We start from the raw sequence: 20,961 nt of genomic DNA on the forward strand, positions 1-20,961 counted from the left end.
CTAGTATACAGCCAAGCCAATGGATGAGAAGCAACATGGACAAGCATCATTGCGTATAAGCTAACGGAGGTGTTCATATGCGAAAAGGAAATACAATGAAAGTCAGTGCATCACTCCTGGTTTTACTTATGGGATTCTCGCTTGTGGCTTGTGGGAACAGTAATCCTGCTGCACAGCCGACAGTGAATAATACGGAAGAACAGTCACCAGCACCGGAGCAACAACCAAATGAAAGTGCTGCAATAGAAGCAGAAGGTATTCTGACTGGATGGGCTGATCCGCATACCGTTGAGATTCGAGTGAATGAGAAGCCGATGTCATTCCAGGTGAGTGAAGATCTGCAGAAGTCTCTGGATGATATCGATGACGAAGATTCCGTTCGTTTCAAATATGTAGAGAAAACGATTGATGCAACAACGAAACAGTTGGTACTTACAGAGATTGCAAAGATTGAATCGAGTGATGACAATAACGGTTCCAATGCAGGCGGTACAGTAACGTCCGATCGTCCGAAGACATCAGAGCTGGAAGTGACGGTAGAAGGAATGACCGAGAAACGTCCAGTGACATTGGCACAAGCGAAAGGTTATTCACTTTATGTGTTTGAACCGATGGCTTTTGACGCCGAAGACCATGAATTAACAATGAAGATTGATCCGGATTATGAGGTAGAGATTGAGAAGCTGCCGGCGAATTACAATCTGGATGCGCTGAAGATGGATGCCAAGGAAGAGTTGTCCGAGACCGGAGAAGTGAAGCAGTTAACGGCTGAACAACTCAGCAACGGCCCGATGAAGGATGCAAGATTATACATGATGTCCCAGAATGATAAGAAAACAGAGTACTTTATTGTCAAAGAACTGGACGGCAATGGTTTCATTTTCCACATCCAAGCACCTATTGGTGAACCTTCGGAAGGTTTCCTGCCCATGGCATATGCATCCCTCAATTCCATTATGAATGAGTAGAAAAGGGATGAGCTACAAGGCTGAGCCAAACGATGTATTAAATTAAAAAGATTCCCCAAACAGCGTGTTTCCTTGAGAGAGGAGATGCGCTGTTTTATTAACGTTACTACAATATAGATAGAATGTACCGTGCCGTGCCACGCCGTGCATAGACAAATAGCCGGAAGGAGCGATGCTACTGCATAGGTTCCTCCCGGCTTCTTGGCCGTGCTTCTATTCAGTTTGCAGGATCGAACCCATGCCCTGATCCGTTAATCAGGTTAGTATAGTCGATTCCTTGCGCCCTCTGAGTTCTTGATAACGGGCGATTACATTCTGATGAACGGGATGTTCGTCGGGAATTCCCATGTGTTCACGGATGAAGGCGGAGACGCCATCTTCGCGAATCATGTGTTGTAGCTTCATGGCTTCCTCGTCGCGTTTGTCATTAAACAGCATTGCGGCCGCCATAGCAGAAGTTAAATGAGGAATTTCAATTCCGAATTCACTGGCCTGCATCGCTGGGCGAACAAGCCGATCATGAGGCGAAAGCTTGCGAAGGGGGGAACGTCCGACCCGGGTGACCTGATCCGTCAGGTTGGGATTGGCGAAGCGTTCCAGTATGGTATCGATATATTTGTTATGCTTCTGAGCGTTGAATCCGTGCTTCTGGATAAGCATCTGACCGGTCTCTTCCATAACATGGCGCACTTTGGCCCGCAGGGTGGAATTACTCATCACCTGTCGGATCGTCTTGAATCCTTCGAGATAGCCGAAGTATGCGGCGACACAATGGCCTGTATTGACCGTAAACATTTTACGCTCGATATAAGGTTCAAGCGAATCCACATAGTGGACGCCATCTATTTTCTTAAATCCATCCAGAAGTGCTGGACGATGAACGACCCATTCGTAAAAAGGTTCAACAGTGACCTGCAGCGGGTCTTTGTGGTTTTGAGCCGGAACAATCCGGTCCACAGCTGCATTGGGGAAAGAAACATAACGTTCGGCTTTTTTGCGAGTTTGTTCATCCAAAAATGGATAAATGCGTTTCTTCAGCCTGGTGCTACCACCGATGGCATTTTCGCAAGCGATAATATGCAGTGGAGCCTGATTATTGTTTTTCATGCGAAGTTGAATGCCTTTGGCGATCGGTTCGGCGATATCTCCGAGTGCAGATACCCCCACCGCGGTTGTGATCACATCGGCTGAAGCAATCTCTTCAGCAACCAAATTCTGCTCACTCACATTGATAGCCGTCACGTTGTTGACAATCGTGGTGTCCTGATCTCTATTGGCAAGTGTAATCGGATATTCCTGCCTCTCTTGAAGCATGGAGATTTTCTTCGGGTTACGTGCGACAAAGCAGACTTCGTAGTCGGAAGCGGACAACATATGACCGATAAAACCGCGGCCTATATTGCCCGCACCAAAATGTACAGCTTTCATGTGTGAACTCCCCCTTTAAGGATTGAATCGCGAAATTCGTGCAGACCTTAGACGGTAGTGACGAGTGGCTTCGAAATCAAATCATTAAATGTAAGGTCGGTCAAGCAAGATAACCGTTGGTGAGGCATATCGAATTCCAGTGTTCCTGTGATGGTATTCGAGATGACTACGCAGTGCATACCAGCCGCAGCAGCTGCACGCGCGCCGTTAGGTGAATCCTCAATCGCTACGGCTTCGTCTGCAGTTACTCCAAGGGCTTCAAGCGCTTGAATATAGAGTTCCGGGTCAGGCTTCACATTTGCAACATCATCTGCCGTACGAATGACTTCAAAATAATCTTTCAGTTTCAGTTGTTCCAGATGTTGTTCAACCCACTCCCGTTTGGAGCTGGATGCTACAGCCAGTTTCAGTCCAGCTTCACGTGCTTGTTCAAGATATTCCTGAATACCAGGACGCACCTTTTCTTTGTTCATCAATGCAGCGTGCTGCAACTGAACGGATTCCCTGAACGCTTCCCGATCGATCGGAAGATTCAAATCTGTGATGAGGTACTCATACGGATTAAATGTTTTCAGACTGGTACCGATGCATTGTGAATACATCTCCAGGGTTAAATCTACGCCGTGTTCCTTGTAAGCATCACGAAAAGCAATATACCATGCTGTCTCTGTATCAATAATCGTTCCGTCGAAATCAAACACCAGTGCCTTAATCATAAATTTGTTCCTCCTGTTTCAGAATTAGTTTGGGGATAAAACAAAAAATGAAAATTTTCTGCAAATTCATTCCCTGTATTCATTAACCTGCGGGATATTAGTTGACGCAACAAACCGAAAATGAATATTAATTTGGGAAAAAATATGCGTTTGAAGCTAATAAAACCGTAACATAGGACAAACCGAAGGGTCAAGCGCGTCATGATTGTTTACATTGAAAATTTTCACATGTATGATTTGTTTTCAGAAAATGATGAACGTTGCAAACCGTTAACCCTTTTGCATGTAAGCGGTGTACTGAATAAACTGTTTTTACAGCTCGAAAAAATAAAACTTTTTTTATGAAAATTGGATAGTCTGGCCGTTCAACAGCTCTCGACACTTTTATAATAGAAGAAATGGAGCTGAATTTATTGGATTTTATTAGCTTTACGCCAGATCAGGCCCTGTGGGAGAATGGAAGAAAGATTCTGAAAGTATATGGAGTAAGGGAGGAAGACAAGCATGTTGCAAAAGGACCGTTTCAATGGTTGCTTCATCGGGCTTGCAGCGGGTGATGCGTTGGGAACTACCGTGGAATTCAGCAGCCCGGGCACATTTGAACCCGTAACGGATATCGTGGGTGGAGGTGTATTTGGGCTGGAGGCAGGGCAGTGGACAGATGATACATCCATGGCTCTGTGTCTGGCAGAAAGTTTGGTACGTAAAGCAGACTTTGATCCTGCGGATCAGATGCGCAGATACACCAATTGGTACAAGGTCGGGTATATGAGCAGCACAGGCGATTGCTTCGATATCGGCGGGGCCACACGAAGTGCCTTGGAGAGGTTTGAGATAACTGGAGAAGCCTACAGCGGATCAACTGACCCGATGACGGCGGGCAATGGCTCTATCATGAGGCTCGCACCTGTCGCGATGGCTTATGCTAATCGACCAAACGAGGCGGTTCGTTATGCCGGGCTGAGCTCCCGGACAACACATGCTGCAACAGAAAGCGTGGAAGCATGTGAAGTGCTAGCCGCCATAATTGTTGCCGGTCTGCGCGGAGCGGACAAGAGCGTCATGCTGATGCCGGAGACATGCAGACAGTGGAGGGAAGAACCTACTTTTTCGCCTGCAATTGAAGAGGTTGTGATGGGTTCCTATCAGAGCAAAGAACCGCCGGAAATTAAGGGCAGTGGTTATGTGGTTCGTTCACTTGAAGCAGCACTATGGGCGTTTCATAAGTCGTCAAGCTTTGAAGAAGGCGCGTTGTTAGCTGTTAATCTGGGTGATGATGCGGACACTACAGGTGCGGTGTATGGGCAGATCGCAGGTGCTTATTATGGATTGAGTGGTATTCCGGCACACTGGCGGGACAAGCTGGCTATGCGTGAAACGTTCGAACAACTAACAGATGCCTTGTGGTTGAAGGCGACAGAAAATCGTTGATTAGAGACAGGAGAAGAGAACATCTATGAGCACCACAGGACACACAACAGAACCACAGGCTTCGCAGTCAGGTAAACGAGGGGCGTTTCCATTATCCCTGTTATGCCTGACGATAGGGGCTTTTGCGATTGGTATGACTGAATTTATTATTATGGGCCTGCTGCCCAATGTGGCAACAGATCTGAATGTAAGTATTCCGCAGGCGGGACAACTCATTACGGGATATGCGCTTGGTGTAGCGGTAGGTGCGCCGATATTGACCGTATTTACACACAAGATTCCGCAGAAAAAACTGCTGGTACTGCTGATGTGCATTTTCATTATCGGGAACGCATTGTCCGTTATTGCTCCCACCTATGGGTTGTTAATCTCAGCACGGATATTAACGGCATTTGCCCATGGCACGTTCCTCGGTGTAGGTTCAATCATGGCGACGCGGCTTGTTGCGCCCGAGAGAAGGGCAGGAGCGGTATCGGTTGTTCTCGCGGGGCTAACGATTGCCAACATTATTGGCGTTCCGTTTGGTACGTTTATCGGGCAACAGCTTGGATGGCGGTCATCTTTCGGGGCGATTACGATCTTGGGCATCATTTCGTTGATTGGTATCATTCGTTTCATTCCCGTCCTCCCGCAAGGAGCACCAGCAAACCTCGGACAGCAATTTCGGAATCTGGTTCGTCCACAAGTGTTGCTGGTTCTGCTTATTGGGGCGTTGGGGTGCGGAAGTTTGTTTACAGTCTTCACCTATATTACGCCGATGCTTGTGGATATTAGCGGCTTTGCAGAGCAAAGTGTGACCTGGATTCTGGTGTTGTTTGGCTTCGGTGTAACCTTGGGCAATTTGGTTGGCGGCCGTCTGGCAGACTGGAAGCTGATGCCTTCGTTAATCGTCAACTTTGGGATCTTAGCTGTTCTGTTAGCTGCACTTACGATTACACTAGAGAATCCTTATCTCGCGGTAATCACCATATTCTTCTGGGGTGTAGCCGCGTTTGGTATTATGCCGGGACTTCAGATTCGGATTATGAATATGACCCGCGAAGCGCCGCTGCTGGCGACAACCTCAAGTCATTCGGCATTTAACCTGGGAAATGCCGCTGGTGCCTATATGGGTGGGTATGCAATTACACATACAGGACTTATCTCAGTGCCTTTGTATGCTGCAGTAATTGCTGCACTGGGTTTGCTGGGTTTGTTCATCAGTCTGTTGATGAAAGACAGACTGGCTTCACCCGAGGGTGCAGAGGTAGTTAATCCAGTATCCGTACACTAAACAGATGTCAAGAAAGCCTCAGCCATCCTGTGTAACCAAGGGCTGAGGCTTTTTGGGTATGCTGTTTTAATAGATTTCAAGCTCATTGATTCGCACATAGGTTGGCTGATGGGAAGGACCTTTACTCGCTACGACACGGATCTTGGAGGTACTGACTGCTGAAAATGTGTGTGAACGCGTTAACTCTTGATTGCCTGTAATCTGTACAAGATTCACCCAATTTGAGCCATTCCAGTATTGCAGATCATAATTGGCAAGCGGGTATCCCTGGGTGGTGTACAGATCAATTCGCTGGATTGAACTCGATGCCGGCAAATCAATGACGACATATTGGGGAAGTGAGGAATTACGGTTATTGGCCCAGCTATAACTTTCCCCCAAGGCCGTGTTACGATCTCCGTCATTGATTCGGGCTGCTGAATACCCGGGATAGGTGGAAGTTACCGTTATGGCAGCATTTCGTGCCAGGTTCTGTCCGGTTCCCGGATTGGTAGGGGTTTTCACCAGATTCACCAAATTCCAGCGCAGCTCGAAGAGTTTGAAGGACTTATTAAATACAGCTCCTTCTCCTTTGACGAGAGCATCAATCTTTAGAGACATGGTACTGGGTACATTATTGCTGCTTGTCCATTTCCCTGTGCCTTCAATGCCGGCAAAAACACTTACCTCAAGTATTTTTTTGCCGGCAATTTTCAGACCGACTTCCGCTTTGGCTCCTGCCCAAGCAGTGATCTGTCCTTCAATTTTATGGGTTACCGTAAGATATCTGTTCACACTGCTGTAAGGCTGGATCTTCACGGGAATAAAGACACGTGTTTTCCCTTTGACTCCCGCGGTAACCGTGTATCCCTGATCGACCTGAAATTCAAAGGTGACGTTGCCGTCAATACCAATGACCAGAAAAACGCCGACAGATACGGCTCCAAGATTGCCAGCACCAATGTTGAAGCCCATGATTGGAACTTTGACTTCTTTTTTGAACTTGGCATCACCTTTGATATAGATGTTGGCTTTTTCACCAGCGGTAAATTTCAGATCATATTTTCCCCAAAATCCGTATTTCCCCGTAACTTTGGGTGCAATCAAGGTGAGCTTGCCACCTGCTTCAACGAACACTTTGTTACCGTTTGCATTTTGTTGATTTACAAGTACCTTCTTGAAATCACAGACAAACTCATTGCCGGATTTTTTGCAATTGGCAAAATCACCTGCTCCAGCAGCACGAATCACATCATTCAGATCCGTTGAATTAATATCAGTTAATTCCGTGGAGTTTATTTCATTCAGATCCATATCATTTGTATCATTCATGTCCATGGAGTTCACATCATTCAGATCCATGGGTGCGATATCCGTGGAAGCGATATCCATTGTTTCTGCATCCGCAACAGTGTCCATATTTGCATCTAAATCATTTTGAATCGTGTTGTCGATGTTGAACTGTCGCATTTCAGCATCGTCAGTTATATCGGTCTCTAACAAGGAAGGGGTTTCCTGAACAAGCCATTCCTTGCTATCCAATACCATCTCAGGATCAGGCATGACGATATTACGCTCTTCGAACGAGACCTCCTGCTCGGGAATATCATAGTAATCGAACAATTCCTCCACACCCGGAGTGGTGTAATCTACCCGCATACCACCAGAGCTTCTATTGACGCTTGTAACTTTGATAGCCCGGGCAGAGGACTGATCGAGAAAGATCTGACCAGGAGCTAGGTTATTACCGATCTGGGCAGCCTCTTGGGTGCTAAGTTCTATAGAACCTTTCTCTTCCACCGTTTCAAAGACGGCATTTACCACGGGAAGTCTCTTCACCATGGAAGCAGGCATGGGTTGGGTTGGTTTTAACTGATAATCGACTTGCTCGAATTGACCTGAAGAAGAAATGGGGTTGCTAACAGCCAGTCCATCTTCGGAGACGTTAAATGAGATTCGAAAATATGCTTCTGAAACTGGAGCATTCACATTGGTCTTGCCTGCCCAGATCCAGCGTGCACTGGTCTCCTCAGGCATGCCACTAATCTGTTTCCAAGGATCACTGCCATACCGTCCGAAGTCAGTAGCACGTGACCATGACGAATCATCGAATTTGGGTTGCTCCCAACCTTCGATATATCGTTCAGATACTTTCCAGTTGAAATCCGTAACCAGATTCTCATCTCCGTAGCTAAGGTCTGCCAGCAGTCCCGCATAGAGGCCTATATCCTTCGCTTGAACTGCAATCACATTGATGCCAGATTGAATGGGCACAGGGAACGTATAGGCTTTGGCCCAGTCGGTGCCTTTTCCCGTCTGTCTGCCGTTTATAAAAAGTGTGAACTCATCATCTGCGGTTATAGATATTTTTCCTTCATTGTTAGATGCAGCATAGACATTGGATGGCCATAATCCTACAAGTAAAGGCAGCAATAATGTAATAACCAGGAATGAAGCCCATGCTTTTTTGATCGACAAGCGTACATTGAACATCATCATTTTCCTCCCAGAAAATAAAGTAGTTGCAAAAGATATTGGCGGCCGAAACGTTGAAACTTTTTCGTAAGCATATCTCAGAAGAAAAATATTATGAATCTATTGAAATTGTTCATAGACACCCCCCTATGGAAGCTATAATAAGGTAAAATATTCAATTTAACAACATTATTTTACAATTTTAAATTATGATTCGAGAATAAAGAAGAAAGAAGAAAACTCTGATGCTCTAAGATCATTGAATTGAATCGCTAGAAATGAAAATATTGTTGCAAAAAATGGATAAATAAGTTTAAATATACTATATAAGTAATTCTATGTCGGAAAAACAGAGTGAAATCTACAGGTTCAGTGTTTTCTGAAGGGAAGGGAGGTGATCTAACCTGTTTATTGTAAGGGCTTTCAATTTTGGGTTGAGAGGAAGCTTGCTTCACCGCGTTAGAAAAAAGTTGAACTTCAGCATCAAGCGTAATCCAGTGAAACTTCGAGAAACGCATACTTAAGTTTGACAAAATTGAGAGGAGAAATTGAGATGAAAAAACGTATTACAATCCTTTTAAGTCTTTCGATGATCGTTGCCATGATTGCCCCAACAATGGCTTTTGCTACGGATTCCAGTGAGGTTGGTGCTCAGAACACAGCGTATGAATCTATGAATGTATCCAGCAATGACGCTAACAATGCTCTGGCTAATACTCCGGTGGTGCCGGCACCACCGGGTTTTGATGGCTATCGAAACAATATTCCGCACGGAAATACCAATCTGATATCCTATTACTCCACAACGGTGGGCAATACACGGAAAGCGACGGTGTATACACCGCCAGGATATTCTCCGAATAAAAAGTATAACGTCTTGTATCTCCTGCACGGCATCGGCGGGGATGAGCATGAGTGGGTCAATGCAATGAAACCCAAGAACATTTTGGACAACCTGTATTCGGAAGGCAAGCTGTCCCAGATGATCGTTGTCATGCCGAATGGCCGTGCCATGAAGGACGACCGTCCAGTCGGTGACATTTTTGCTCCGGACAAAGTGGCTGCGTTTGAACGGTTTGAGCAAGACCTGCTCAAGGATCTGATTCCTCATATCGAGGCCAATTATCCGGTATACAAAGACAAGAATAGCCGTGCGTTGGCCGGTCTGTCCATGGGTGGTGGGCAGTCGCTTAACTTCGGATTGAAAAATCTGAATACCTTCGCTTGGGTAGGGGCCTTCTCGGCTGCACCGAATACGCAATCTGTATCACAGCTGGTTTCCAACCCGGGACAAGTAGCCAGCCAACTCAAATTGTTGTGGATCTCCTGTGGATCAAGTGACGGTCTGTTATGGGTCAGCCAGAACTTCAAAAACGGCTTGAGCAGCATGAATATTCCGCATACCTTTTATCTGGATGTAGGTGGACACGAACCATCTGTCTGGAACAGCGGCCTGTATCAGTTCTCACAACGAATCTTCAAATAATTTAATTTGAATTAGCTTCTTGAAGCAATCGACAGGAGAAACAGGAATTCATATCGATATGCAGCCTCAGTTCTGTTCTGCACAGGGCTGGGGCTTTATGTTGGTTAGTGTGCGAATATGACATGATGAATGAGAGAGAATATGTTAGCATGAAGGAAGCAGATCCACATGGAGCGGGTAGTTAATTACATAGGTAGATACATGAAGGAGAGAAATAGGATGTTCTATTACAAAGGTGCATTCCGGGAAACGGACAATGTGATTTATTTCAAAAGCGATGTTTCATTAGCCCAGAATGATGTTGTCCTATTTGGTGAAAAGAAGTATTTTATCGAAAGTGTGGAAAAAGAATTTCTCCTGCTTCAGCGGGTGGGCTCCATAGTTTCTGTGAGTCTGTGAAATCTTCGCAAGATCATCCCCTTTTTCAAGTGTACGTGCACTTCTGGGCCTCTGCCTACATACAATAGATCGACCCTGTTCCCACATGTGCTCAGGCCAGATCGTTGTAAAACTGCAGGAGGTGTCATCTGTGCCCGGATTGTTTACCGCAATTGCTCTATTCATTAAAGAGTTAACGTTACTCGTCTCGTATGTCAAAAATAATGCCTTCCCCCAGCCACTGGCTGAGGGTGATGAAGCCAAACATTTGCGCCTTATGGCTGAAGGCAATGCTCACTCTCGCAATCTGCTCATTGAACACAATCTGCGCCTCGTCGCGCATATCGTCAAGAAGTTCGACAATACGGGTGAAGATCAGGAAGACCTGATTTCCATCGGAACCATTGGTTTGATCAAAGCGATCGAAAGTTTTCAACAAGGCAAAGGTACAAAGCTTGCCACATTTGCGGCGAGGTGTATTGAAAACGAAATTTTGATGCATCTCCGTTCCCTGAAGAAAACACGCAAAGACGTATCCCTGCACGACCCCATTGGTACGGACAAAGAAGGCAATGAAATTACATTAATCGATATCCTTGGCACAGAAGCTGATGATGTTGTAGATCGAGTACAGCTTAAGATTGAAAAAAGCAAAATTTATCGCAATCTAGATATCCTTGATGACCGGGAGAAGGAAGTTGTAATTGGTCGATTTGGCCTGGAAGCAGGCGGGGAGGAACGAACTCAACGCGAAATTGCGAAGGAACTGGGCATCTCACGTTCTTATGTATCAAGGATTGAGAAGCGAGCGTTAATGAAGTTGTACCACGAGTTTTATAAGCAAAAGTAGTTGTTGGATAGACCAGAGGGCGCCTTTATCGGGAGCCCTTTTTACTGTGAAGATACTTAAATTGGATCTAAATAGTATTAATTATTTGGGGTTATGACCTAAATAAAGGAATTTTCATTCCTGATGAAGAATATCTTATACACAGACCAATTTAATATTTAAGGAGTACATCATAATGAAGCAGCTTTTTCGGAAAACTCCACTGTGGTTTTTGTTAATCTGGATCGTAGGATTTATGATGATTGTTTTCAACTCGTTTCAATCGTATTCGAGTGTTATTAACTTTATTGCGTTATTGATGATTAGTGTTGCTAATGCTATTCGAATTTGGCGAACCGAACGTTCATTAGCGATTACCTTTTTAGTCGTTGCTGCTCTATGCTTGGCTTTTATTTTAAAATACTTCTATAGATATGTATTATCAGCATAACGTGGCATGAGAATAACAAAGGAATGTACATAGGCTGATGATAGTATGGATCGGATGCAACTTAAGATTAATAAAAGCCAAGGGCATGAAATAGGAGCATATGAAGTGGTCACCTCTTACAAAGGTGGCCTCTTTGCTGTGCAAAAAAATATATAAAAGAGGATATGTATTCTGGACAGATTATTTTATATGATGAGTAATAATATTTTGCATCGTAGAGAGCATGTACAGAAAGAGAGTAGTGGTTGATCATGCAGCAAGAAACGTTAACAAGGGGATTAAAGAACCGACATGTGCAGTTGTTGGCGATCGGAGGTGCGATCGGTACAGGTCTGTTTCTTGGAGCAGGCAAAACGATCCAACTGACAGGGCCGTCCATCTTGCTGGCCTACATCATTACGGGGGTTGTATTATTCCGTGATCATGCGTGCATTGGGGGAGCTGCTGTTAAGCAACTTGCAGTATCATTCCTTTTTCGATGCTTCTAAGTGTTCCATCTTTGCCTCCAGTGTCCATTCACGTTTCAACGGTTGACCTGAATTGGTTCTGTATATATCCTTCTACGTCTGCTTCATGATACGAGGCAGGCCAACGTTTTCCACAAGAACGGTTACGCTCTGAACTAATTTATTTGACATCTAAACGCTTTTGGGAATTTCATTTGGATCCTAAATATTCCATTTTATTTAAATGCATCGGTGTATGTAACCGGCTAAGCATTGAAGCCTAACATAATCATATTAACCCTAATATTACCATATAGAACTAGTGTATCTCTGGTGTTAGAATGAGGATTATATTTATTTTTAATTTTGTTAAAATGTTGGTTCTAATCGAATAAATGGAATAACCCTTTAAAGGAGTGAATTCGTGAATAAAAAAGAGCTTCCTATACAATATCCATTAGTATCTAATTACCCACAGCATGCCTATTATTTTTCGATAATATCAAATAATGAGAATTGTTTTCCGTGGATTTATAGTAATTATTTAAATATGTGTTTGATGCAATCTGGGGAAGATTGTTTTTTAGACTATTATGCACAATCCCCTGAACATCATTTTCACCCTTGCTTTACACATACTCAACGGATGTTAAGATCGACGGTATTGAAATTCATGCCAAATATAGTTGAATTCTTAAAAGAACAAATCCAACAAGACAATTACATATGGCTTCATGTAAATGAATATTACATTCCAGGTTCGCCAGCGTATCAAAAGTTCTCATTTCCACATGCCATATTTATATATGGATTTGATGATCTTGAGAGACGATTTAATATTTCTGGTTTTTTAGAAAACAGAAAGTATACAACTGCCTTCGTTTCGTATTCAGATCTAGATAAGTCATTTCATGATTTTGGAAAAAAACATATTGATAATGATGTTACTCAACATGTTAACTATATGCACTTGCTAAAATTACATCCGAAACATCATCAAGGATTGCCATATCTATTTGATATGAAATTTGTTGCAGAACAAATCAAAGATTATTATGAATCAAAAAATCTATCCTTAAATTATCAATCCTTTTATAGTCATAAATCATATTCAGAGTGGACTTACGGAATAGACATTTTACCTAAGTTAACAGAATATTATTCTTCACACTTGGAGCACAGCGCTCAGTTCGATGTGAGACCACTGTACACGCTATATGATTATAAAAAACTCATGGTATCAAGAATTAAATATATAGAAGAAAACAAACTTTATGATCTTAACCCTGTGTTCTTGGAGGGATTCATTAAGATTAGGGATAAAAGTCAGAATATACTCAATCTATATATAAAATATGCATTAACACAAGATAAGCAAGTCCCTCCTAAATTGATAAGTCTCTTTAATGAATTGTATCTTAATGAACAAGTGCTTCTAGAACAATTGCTTAATGATTTCTCTAAGAACTCTCTATTGTGAAATTACTTGACCTTTATAAGCTATTCAAATGATTAGCGTGTTTTTGTATCAGCGATATGTTGAAGATATCTCTGTATGGTCCGAATGTTTAACGTCCAATCTTTAATTGGTCATAGCTCTGTTAAGTAGCGAATAAAAAAGTGTTCTATTAAACGGCGACTTTTTCCCGGAATTTAATCGGGGAAAGTCGCTGAGTTTGTCTTGAAAACGTTCCTCGTTATAAAACTAAATATAATTCATAATTTGGATCCTTGCTTGCTCCATATGTTGAGGTTTTTCCGATTAGTACTCCTCGGTTTTTAAATGGTAAAAGAACGATTCAATAAAAGTGTTGTAGAATCAATTTTCACGGCAAGAAAGGCTTCCTGTCATCTTTTTTCTTCAACAGGTTTAGCATAGGGGCGGATGATTACTGAAGTCCCTGATCTAAATGGAGAAAATATGGTCGCTTTTAACGGCTTCACCGAATCCTTCAAGAGTTTCAAGTCATTCTGTTCCGAAAGTGTTCCGAAGACACAATCTCATTGTTATCGTGATACGTACGAAGTCGGGGAATCCTTAGAAGCTTGCTTCCATATCCGCTCGCGCACTGTTCGCTTCTCTCTACAGGCAGTGTTCTTAGCTCGCTTAATCTACAGTGAGATTTCAGTAATTCTACACAGTCATACTACGCGGCCCACGTGCATATTTCTCGTATGGACCGGCACCGGGCTTATAAATCCGGCTTCCCTCTCCGTGCTAGTTCGGATTGAGCTTTTTTTAGATATTCTACCTGTCCTTTTAGATAAACATTTTCTTCTTCGGCACTGCTAAAATTTTTCTTTGTACAAGCGTCCCGGGTAACCCTTAAAACACACACTCCGTTTTAGCTTTTGCGTCCCCATGAGATATCTGGCTGGCATTTTTAAACTTCCCTATGATCCGGCTTTATGCCTAACCTTCCTCACTCGCAGAAGAATAGCCTCTTTCTTCGTTTCTTCAATGTATCGATTAGAAGCCTATCTTTTCTTTGCAAGCATAGCAAATATATCCTCCATTTTTCAGTATTTAGATCATTCCAACATGCTTTTTTCATCCCCTACCTTGAGGCGGTGAGACCAACACCGTTCAATTTCACAAATCTTTTGTTTATCGTAGGGCACTGCTGCAATGGGAGGCGATGTGTACTGAGCTGGTCCGCCGCAGTGTGGTTGTAAGCCAGATCAAGGTCGCGCCCGAAAAGGCAGGGTCATGACTGGCATTGGGATTATGATCGTTGGAACTGTACTTGTGATCCGGGCTCTTATTTTGTCGGACGGCGGGATTATACTCATCCTTCTCTCACAAATAACTTAAGATTATAAAAGCCAAGAGCATGAAATACGGGTGTATCAAGTGGTCGCCTCTTACAAAGGTGGCCTCTTTGCTGTGCAAAAAAATATATAAAAGAGGGATATGTATTCTGGGCAGATTATTATATGATGAGTAATAATATTTTGCATCGTAGAGAGCATTTGCAGAAAGAGAGTGGTGGTTGATCATGCAGCAAGAAACGTTAACAAGGGGATTAAAGAACAGGCATGTACAGTTGATGGCGATCGGAGGTGCGATCGGTACAGGTCTGTTTCTCGGGGCAGGCAAAACGATCCAGCTGACAGGGCCATCCATCTTGCTGGCCTACATCATTACGGGTGTTGTGTTGTTCCTGATCATGCGTGCATTGGGGGAACTGCTGTTAAGCAACTTGCAGTATCATTCCTTTATCGATTTTGTGCGTGATTACCTGGGAAATATGGCGGCATTTATTACAGGCTGGACCTATTGGTTCTGCTGGATATCCATTGCCATGGCTGATATTACGGCCGTTGGTTTGTATACGCAGTTTTGGTTTCCGAATGTACCTCAGTGGATGCCAGGGTTAATTGCGTTAGTCATTTTGCTAATCATGAACTTGGCAACGGTCAAGTTGTTTGGGGAGATGGAATTCTGGTTTGCCCTGATTAAAGTCGTGGCCATTCTGGCACTCATTGTTGTAGGTTTATATATGATATTCAAAGGTTTTACCACGGATCAGGGTCCAGCGAGCTTCACCAATCTGTGGAGTCATGGGGGATGGTTCCCGAATGGACTGCATGGATTCATCATATCGTTCCAGATGGTGGTGTTCGCCTTTGTAGGCATGGAACTGGTGGGACTCACAGCAGGGGAAACGGAGAACCCGGAGAAGGTTATTCCGAGAGCAATTAACCAGATTCCGATCCGGGTACTGCTCTTCTATGTTGGCGCACTGCTGATTATTATGAGTATTTATCCGTGGAACGCCATTGTGCCTACTGAAAGTCCGTTTGTACAAGTGTTTGCCGCTGTGGGTATTGCAGCAGCTGCGGGCATTGTGAACTTTGTGGTACTGACTTCCGCAGCGTCAGCGTGTAACAGTGCCATTTTCAGTACAAGCCGTATGGTGTTCTCCATGGCAAAGGATCACAACGCACCCGAATCGTTTGCACGACTGAATAACAGGAAGGTTCCTTCCAACGCGCTGTTTTTCTCCACGATTGTTATTTTGATCGCGATTCTGCTGAACTATATCATGCCAGAAGGCGTATTTACGCTGATCACGAGTGTGTCGACCGTGTGTTTCATCTTTGTCTGGGCCATCATGGTGATCTGTCATCTCAGATATCGTCGTACTCAGCCGGAACTGGCGAGTCGTAGCCGCTTCAAACTGCCACTATATCCGTTTTCGAACTACTTAATCCTGGCGTTTCTGGCGTTTGTGCTAGTGGTATTGGCATTGGCCGAAGATACGCGTGTTGCACTGTTTGTCACGCCAGTGTGGTTTATTCTTGTTGCGGAGATCTACCTTCTCAAAAAGAAAAATTTGAGTAATAACAGACAGTAGTCTTACCATCGTTGCCAAATAAAGCAGCCCAATGATATTGGGCGGTTATTCGTATTTATATTCTTGCAGCCTCTTTGCCTTCACGAATGCCTGCGTAGACGGCATCACAGATATCGGTGGTATACTGGCCCGACATCCCTTCAAGTGCCGTTTTGGTGAATGCTGCAACACTAAGTTCTTCTTTTGGATCAACAAACCAGGAATGACCGTAAGTTCCACCCATCCGCCACGTACCCGGGGATTCCGGTGTACCGGCTGCGACAGGATCTTTAAGTACGGTAAAACCAAGGCAAAACCCTCTGCCTGGCCAGTATGGCATCACGAGATCACCGATTTGATTGGTAGACATCTCAGCCGCAACGGCTTCTGTAAGGAGAGGCTGTCCTCCTTGTCGCAATGCTTCAAGTAAAGTAAGAAAATCTCCGGTAGTTCCAACCATACCCGCTCCGCCCGACAAGTAAGCAGAAGTACGATTCGCACGATTGGGTGACAGTCGGAAGCCAGCAGTACCCTCAATAAAAGGAATCAGCTCCAACTCCTTATGAAGGAGACGCGGTTCTTCAGAACCATTAGCGTATGCGGCTGTTAATCGTTCCGAATCCACCGCAACAAAGTCAGTGTCGGTCATGTGGAGTGGATGAGTAACCAGCGTCTGAACGGCTTCTCGTAGTGACATCCCAGTTACCTTTTCGATAACGGCACCAAGTACATCAGTCGCAATGGAATATCTCCACATGTTGCCTGGCTCATACAGAAGAGGAGCAGAAGCCAGCCTCTGCAGATTCTCCTCCAGACTCATTTCAGACCAATCCATTCCGTCCGTTACTCCTGCAAGCTCATAGGTTCCCTGATCTTCTTGGAAGAAACGGTATGTCAAGCCTGCGGTGTGTGTCATCAACTGATGTACTGATATTAAAGCGTCCTGACCATTGGCAAGTTTGGGCCGGAATGCAGGAAGCCAGCGTGTCACCGGATCATGTAGACTCAGCTTTCCTTGTGAGATTAATGCCAGAGCTGCTGTCGAGACAATAGGTTTGGTTACGGAAGCAAGTCGAAACAGAGCGTTTTCCGACATGGTGCGTTTTTGCTCCCTGTCTGCGAAACCAGCAGCCCGGCTATATACCAGTTCCCCTCCTAATGCAACCTGTACAACTGTTCCTACGATTCTTTTTTCGCTTAGAGCGCGGTCAATGGCTTCATCCACATAATTATGCAATGTCGTCATGTCTTTTTTTCTCATGCTTATCTTCCTCTCACCAACTGATGTATTTGATTTCTCGTGATAACTGTGTTTTATTATATAAATGATTGATCTTGTATTACATGGTTTGTTAAAGGCATTATAATGAATTGGCGAATATACTTAAGGTAATTTCTGAATATATCTTATGTATTTAAAGGGGTGGATCACATGGACGAAATAGATCAGCATATTCTGTATCACTTGGAGAATCAGGCGAGATTATCCATGACCGAACTAGGCAAATTGGTGGGGTTATCTCAGCCCGCTGTTACTGAACGAGTCAAACGAATGGAAGAAAAGGGAATCATCGAGGAATATCGAACCGTAATCTCCCCATCCAAATTGGGCAAGCAGAGCACAGCCTATGTTCTTTTTCGTACGCGGGATTGTTATCCTTTCCTGGATTTCTGTCGTGCGTCACCTGAAGTTGTGGAATGTTATCGGATAAGCGGAGAGTACAATTACTTGCTGAAAATTCTCGCAGATACCATTCAGGGACTCGAGGAGTTTCAGAACAAGTGTGATCCGTACGGTACTTACATGACTTTAATCACCATGTCTTCTCCAATTGCACATAAGAATCTAGTGGAAGGACCAAATCTGTTGGCACAGGCAGAATAAGATTCTGGTCTTTAAAATGAAAAACAGAAGAGGAGTCCACATCAAGTGAACTCCTCTTTCCTCCTGCATGTAACTCATGCAAAATGCCTTCCTGTTAATTTGCTCTGGTAAATCCATATTTATAAGCACGCATAGCTACAAGCAACGCAGGAATAAGCAAGATAAACAGCGCCCCAGAAAGGTATCCTGCTCCAAATAGCTCAAGAAGGATGCCCCCGATGATGCCTCCTCCGCCAATCGCCAGATTCCATGCTGTAACCAGCATCGATTGGGCGACATCTGTACTTTTGCCTCCGGCTTGAGCAATGGCAGTTTGTAGTAGCGTGGCAGCCCCACCAAACGTAATTCCCCAGATCATGATGCCAAGGATAATAATCATAGGTTGATGAGTACCGATTCCCATCACGACAGACGCGAGAGCGAATGCTGCCAAGCTAATGATTACTAATCTCCTCAAAAATCGGTCAATGAGCATTCCGGTTAACCAAATTCCAACAATGGAAGTAATACCGAAAATGAGCAAAATCAAGTCTACTCTGTTAGCAAATACGGTCTGGGCTAGGTAGGGAGAAATATAGGTGTAAAGGATATTATGGGCAAGCATCCAGGCCAGAACAACAAACAGAATAGGCCTAACTCCCGGAATTAAAAACACCTTATGCAGCGGAAGACGTTCACCAGCTGGCTCTCCGGCAAAATCCGGCATTTTCCAGAGAACCCATACGATTAAAGCTACGGTTAGAAGAGATACCATCCCGAAGATGAGGCGCCAGCCGACATAAGAACTGAGAAAACTACCGATTGGGACACCCAGGGCTAATGCTACCGGAGTGCCGACCATAGCCACAGCCATGGCTTTACCTTTTAACGAATCCGGAACCATCCGACGAGCATAACCTGCTGTCATTCCCCATAACACACCCGCAGAGACTCCCGCCATGAAACGAGCAGCAAGTGTAAGGATATAATCTGACGATAAGGCGGTAACGGTGTTAAAGACAAGAAAGCCGCTAATGCATACTAATAGTAGAGGTCGGCGTCTCCATCCGCGTGTAGCAGTAGTCAAGGGAATGGCAGCAACAAGTGATCCAATGGCATAAAGAGTCACCAACTGTCCGGTGAGGGCCTCTGTGATCCCCAAGTCTTTTGCAATCTGCGGCAACAGTCCCGCAGGCAGGCTTTCAGTGAGGATGCAAATAAATCCCGCCATGGCTAATGCAAGAAGCCCAGCCCACGGAAGGCGTTTTGAAGATATGGAAGGAATCTCCCCTTGGTTTGAGAGGGATGTGTGAGCGGTCATGAATAAAACCTCATTTCTTATATTTTAATCCTATCCAGAACTATGCATATAAGCTTATCTAAAAAAAATAAACTTTTGCATACAGGATTAAAGGTAAGAAGGGGGTCTTAACATGGTATTTATTTATTTTGTGAGTTTTTCCGTTAATTCAAAGGGGAGATGTCTGTTCACCCATCCAAGGATGATATCGACAGTTTCCATGTACCGTTGGCCTACCAGCAAACCCGTATGGGTTGTATCCCACAGTCCGGCATATTCAGCATCCAGCTGTTTGGCAGTTAACTTGCCTCTCTGATCTTCGTCTTCACATGAAACAGCCTTAATCACCAAGCTGGGGCAATGGATCAGGTCGCCATTAATGGATATTCCATCAGCTCCACAAAGAACTGAAAAGGTAGCAAATGCCTTCGCGGACTCCGTTTGCAGATATTTACGCTGAAAAGCAATGTCTTCTGCCGTCTCATCTATACTGGTTAGTTCATCACGGACAGGTGCAGGCATGATAATTCCAGGTGTGATACGATTGCTTTCCGGGTAGGGAATTAGCTCATGCACTTCCTTGCTCAGACTGGCGTCGATCACAACCAGGCCTGCCAGAGTAACGGTTTCTGCAATCTTTTGACTGAGAATCCCACCCATGCTAAAGCCAATGAGGACGGGAGGCTCGTTGAACTTGACTAACACTTCACGAATATCCTCTAAATAATCGTCAAACGTAATCATCGTCATATCCATGACCCGACTCTTGTAGTGACTTCTCAGGTTCATGACATAACAGGTCCAACCGTGCTGGACAAAGTGGGGGATATATTTGCTCCACATCCAGCTGCCTGTGTATGCACCGTGAACGAACAGTAGTGGGGGCTTCTTGGTCGTTGTTTTTTCGTCAAGAGGCGGGGTTCCTGCGAATATCTCCAAGTGTAAATCATGTTCTCCGATCTTCTTTACCTCATGTTCCGGTAACAATTGAGTGTAGTCCATCATACCAAAAACCTCCTCTAAACTATTAGTTTGATATCAAACTATTTCTCCAAAAAAAATTAGAAGTTGCTATGGATTTTCATTAAAATTCGCAGCAGTTCTTTTTTCTCCGCTTCCGTAACGTCCGCATAGAACACGTCCAGCATGCGCTGCGATATCTCTTCGAACACAGGCTTTAATTGTTCGCCTTTGGCAGTCAAAGCCACATGAACAACTCGTGAATCTGTTGCATCACGCTCCTTGAGGACGTATCCTGTTCGCACCAATTTGTCCACAAGTGCAGTCACCGTGGATTTATCCTTGCCAATTTTTTTGGCGATTTCAGCCATGGTCATCCTGTGATTGTTGTACAGGGCATAGATGATATCCCCATGGGACGTGGCGAGATCCTGGATTCCCTGCTCAGCCATCTCGGCCAGGATAAAGCGGTTGACCTTCTCTTTAATTTTGGATATGAGTGAAATAGCGTCTCTTGTTTTCATACGTGTAATATAGTTTGTTATCAAACTAATGTCAAGCTTTGATCCATCGTTTATTGCATGCGCGGTATAAAAAAGAGCAGTGAGAATGTCTTCTCCTGCTCATTGGCTCAAGT

The 20,961-nt window shown here is 44.2% G+C and carries 16 protein-coding genes and 1 pseudogene; 10 read left to right on the top strand and 7 right to left on the bottom strand.

The genetic code is table 11. The features are described from left to right. Positions 1-77 precede the first annotated feature (77 nt). Entirely contained in the window at positions 78-968 is an 891-nt protein-coding gene (locus MHI01_RS27130; RefSeq protein ID WP_074095979.1) for a hypothetical protein, read from the top strand. A gap of 255 nt (positions 969-1,223) precedes the next feature. On the opposite strand, the gene MHI01_RS27135 is transcribed toward MHI01_RS27130, so the two are convergent. Next, positions 1,224-2,396: a mannitol-1-phosphate 5-dehydrogenase gene (locus MHI01_RS27135; protein ID WP_340984576.1), complete on the bottom strand. Its 1,173-nt coding sequence runs from the start codon at positions 2,394-2,396 to the stop codon at positions 1,224-1,226. A gap of 47 nt (positions 2,397-2,443) precedes the next feature. Then, on the bottom strand, positions 2,444-3,112 hold the full coding sequence (locus MHI01_RS27140; RefSeq protein WP_036668502.1) for an HAD family hydrolase: 669 nt from the start codon (positions 3,110-3,112) through the stop codon (positions 2,444-2,446). A gap of 504 nt (positions 3,113-3,616) precedes the next feature. Between MHI01_RS27140 and MHI01_RS27145 the strand changes: the two genes are divergently transcribed. Beyond that, entirely contained in the window at positions 3,617-4,543 is a 927-nt protein-coding gene (locus MHI01_RS27145; RefSeq protein ID WP_340984577.1) for an ADP-ribosylglycohydrolase family protein, read from the top strand. Positions 4,544-4,568: 25 nt separating this feature from the next. After that, positions 4,569-5,816, top strand: a complete 1,248-nt coding sequence (locus MHI01_RS27150; RefSeq protein WP_340984578.1) for an MFS transporter — start codon at positions 4,569-4,571, stop codon at positions 5,814-5,816. A 66-nt stretch (positions 5,817-5,882) separates the two neighbouring features. On the opposite strand, the gene MHI01_RS27155 is transcribed toward MHI01_RS27150, so the two are convergent. After that, positions 5,883-8,288, bottom strand: coding sequence for a galactose-binding domain-containing protein (locus MHI01_RS27155; protein WP_340984579.1), 2,406 nt, complete (start codon positions 8,286-8,288; stop codon positions 5,883-5,885). A 655-nt stretch (positions 8,289-8,943) separates the two neighbouring features. Between MHI01_RS27155 and MHI01_RS27160 the strand changes: the two genes are divergently transcribed. The 6 genes and pseudogenes from MHI01_RS27160 (at position 8,944) to MHI01_RS27185 (ending at position 16,221) form a co-directional block, all read left to right on the top strand. Continuing rightward, positions 8,944-9,756 (top strand): alpha/beta hydrolase, encoded by an 813-nt coding sequence (locus tag MHI01_RS27160; protein ID WP_405159413.1) that lies wholly within the window; start codon positions 8,944-8,946, stop codon positions 9,754-9,756. A gap of 219 nt (positions 9,757-9,975) precedes the next feature. Then, entirely contained in the window at positions 9,976-10,155 is a 180-nt protein-coding gene (locus tag MHI01_RS27165) for a hypothetical protein (RefSeq protein WP_036615241.1), read from the top strand. Positions 10,156-10,285: 130 nt separating this feature from the next. Next, positions 10,286-10,984 carry an RNA polymerase sporulation sigma factor SigK gene (gene sigK, locus MHI01_RS27170; protein WP_017687130.1) on the top strand — a complete coding sequence of 233 codons (699 nt, stop codon included), beginning with the start codon at positions 10,286-10,288 and terminating at the stop codon, positions 10,982-10,984. Between the two features lie 681 nt (positions 10,985-11,665). Next, positions 11,666-11,894, top strand: a pseudogene (locus MHI01_RS27175) (amino acid permease); the annotation flags it as partial. 390 nt (positions 11,895-12,284) lie between these two features. Then, positions 12,285-13,340, top strand: a complete 1,056-nt coding sequence (locus tag MHI01_RS27180; RefSeq protein ID WP_340984581.1) for a hypothetical protein — start codon at positions 12,285-12,287, stop codon at positions 13,338-13,340. Positions 13,341-14,859: 1,519 nt separating this feature from the next. Next, entirely contained in the window at positions 14,860-16,221 is a 1,362-nt protein-coding gene (locus MHI01_RS27185; protein WP_340984582.1) for an amino acid permease, read from the top strand. Between the two features lie 55 nt (positions 16,222-16,276). Here MHI01_RS27185 and MHI01_RS27190 read toward each other — a convergent pair whose 3' ends face one another. Further along, positions 16,277-17,461: a serine hydrolase domain-containing protein gene (locus MHI01_RS27190; RefSeq protein ID WP_340984583.1), complete on the bottom strand. Its 1,185-nt coding sequence runs from the start codon at positions 17,459-17,461 to the stop codon at positions 16,277-16,279. A 171-nt stretch (positions 17,462-17,632) separates the two neighbouring features. Between MHI01_RS27190 and MHI01_RS27195 the strand changes: the two genes are divergently transcribed. After that, entirely contained in the window at positions 17,633-18,085 is a 453-nt protein-coding gene (locus MHI01_RS27195) for an Lrp/AsnC family transcriptional regulator (RefSeq protein WP_340984584.1), read from the top strand. Positions 18,086-18,179: 94 nt separating this feature from the next. Here the strand turns inward: MHI01_RS27195 and MHI01_RS27200 are convergent, their stop codons facing one another. The 3 genes from MHI01_RS27200 to MHI01_RS27210 all read right to left on the bottom strand — a co-directional run bounded on the left by MHI01_RS27200 (position 18,180) and on the right by MHI01_RS27210 (position 20,848). Further along, positions 18,180-19,385 carry an MFS transporter gene (locus MHI01_RS27200; RefSeq protein ID WP_340984585.1) on the bottom strand — a complete coding sequence of 402 codons (1,206 nt, stop codon included), beginning with the start codon at positions 19,383-19,385 and terminating at the stop codon, positions 18,180-18,182. A 123-nt stretch (positions 19,386-19,508) separates the two neighbouring features. Continuing rightward, positions 19,509-20,369 carry an alpha/beta hydrolase gene (locus tag MHI01_RS27205; protein WP_340984586.1) on the bottom strand — a complete coding sequence of 287 codons (861 nt, stop codon included), beginning with the start codon at positions 20,367-20,369 and terminating at the stop codon, positions 19,509-19,511. A gap of 56 nt (positions 20,370-20,425) precedes the next feature. Further along, entirely contained in the window at positions 20,426-20,848 is a 423-nt protein-coding gene (locus MHI01_RS27210; RefSeq protein WP_282320631.1) for a MarR family winged helix-turn-helix transcriptional regulator, read from the bottom strand. Positions 20,849-20,961: the final 113 nt, after the last annotated feature.

The organism is Paenibacillus sp. FSL M7-0656 (assembly GCF_038003225.1).
Classification (GTDB): domain Bacteria; phylum Bacillota; class Bacilli; order Paenibacillales; family Paenibacillaceae; genus Paenibacillus; species Paenibacillus amylolyticus.

Bases quoted from the DNA above. Each gene is read 5' to 3' on its own strand.
- MHI01_RS27135 (WP_340984576.1), bottom strand. From the start codon at position 2,396: ATGAAAGCTGTACATTTTGGTGCGGGCAATATAGGCCGCGGTTTTATC.
- MHI01_RS27130 (WP_074095979.1), top strand. From the start codon at position 78: ATGCGAAAAGGAAATACAATGAAAGTCAGTGCATCACTCCTGGTTTTA.
- MHI01_RS27205 (WP_340984586.1), bottom strand. From the start codon at position 20,369: ATGATGGACTACACTCAATTGTTACCGGAACATGAGGTAAAGAAGATC.
- MHI01_RS27190 (WP_340984583.1), bottom strand. From the start codon at position 17,461: ATGAGAAAAAAAGACATGACGACATTGCATAATTATGTGGATGAAGCC.
- MHI01_RS27210 (WP_282320631.1), bottom strand. From the start codon at position 20,848: ATGAAAACAAGAGACGCTATTTCACTCATATCCAAAATTAAAGAGAAG.
- MHI01_RS27155 (WP_340984579.1), bottom strand. From the start codon at position 8,288: ATGTTCAATGTACGCTTGTCGATCAAAAAAGCATGGGCTTCATTCCTG.
- MHI01_RS27160 (WP_405159413.1), top strand. From the start codon at position 8,944: ATGAATGTATCCAGCAATGACGCTAACAATGCTCTGGCTAATACTCCG.
- MHI01_RS27150 (WP_340984578.1), top strand. From the start codon at position 4,569: ATGAGCACCACAGGACACACAACAGAACCACAGGCTTCGCAGTCAGGT.
- MHI01_RS27165 (WP_036615241.1), top strand. From the start codon at position 9,976: ATGTTCTATTACAAAGGTGCATTCCGGGAAACGGACAATGTGATTTAT.
- MHI01_RS27200 (WP_340984585.1), bottom strand. From the start codon at position 19,385: ATGACCGCTCACACATCCCTCTCAAACCAAGGGGAGATTCCTTCCATA.
- MHI01_RS27185 (WP_340984582.1), top strand. From the start codon at position 14,860: ATGCAGCAAGAAACGTTAACAAGGGGATTAAAGAACAGGCATGTACAG.
- MHI01_RS27195 (WP_340984584.1), top strand. From the start codon at position 17,633: ATGGACGAAATAGATCAGCATATTCTGTATCACTTGGAGAATCAGGCG.
- MHI01_RS27140 (WP_036668502.1), bottom strand. From the start codon at position 3,112: ATGATTAAGGCACTGGTGTTTGATTTCGACGGAACGATTATTGATACA.
- MHI01_RS27145 (WP_340984577.1), top strand. From the start codon at position 3,617: ATGTTGCAAAAGGACCGTTTCAATGGTTGCTTCATCGGGCTTGCAGCG.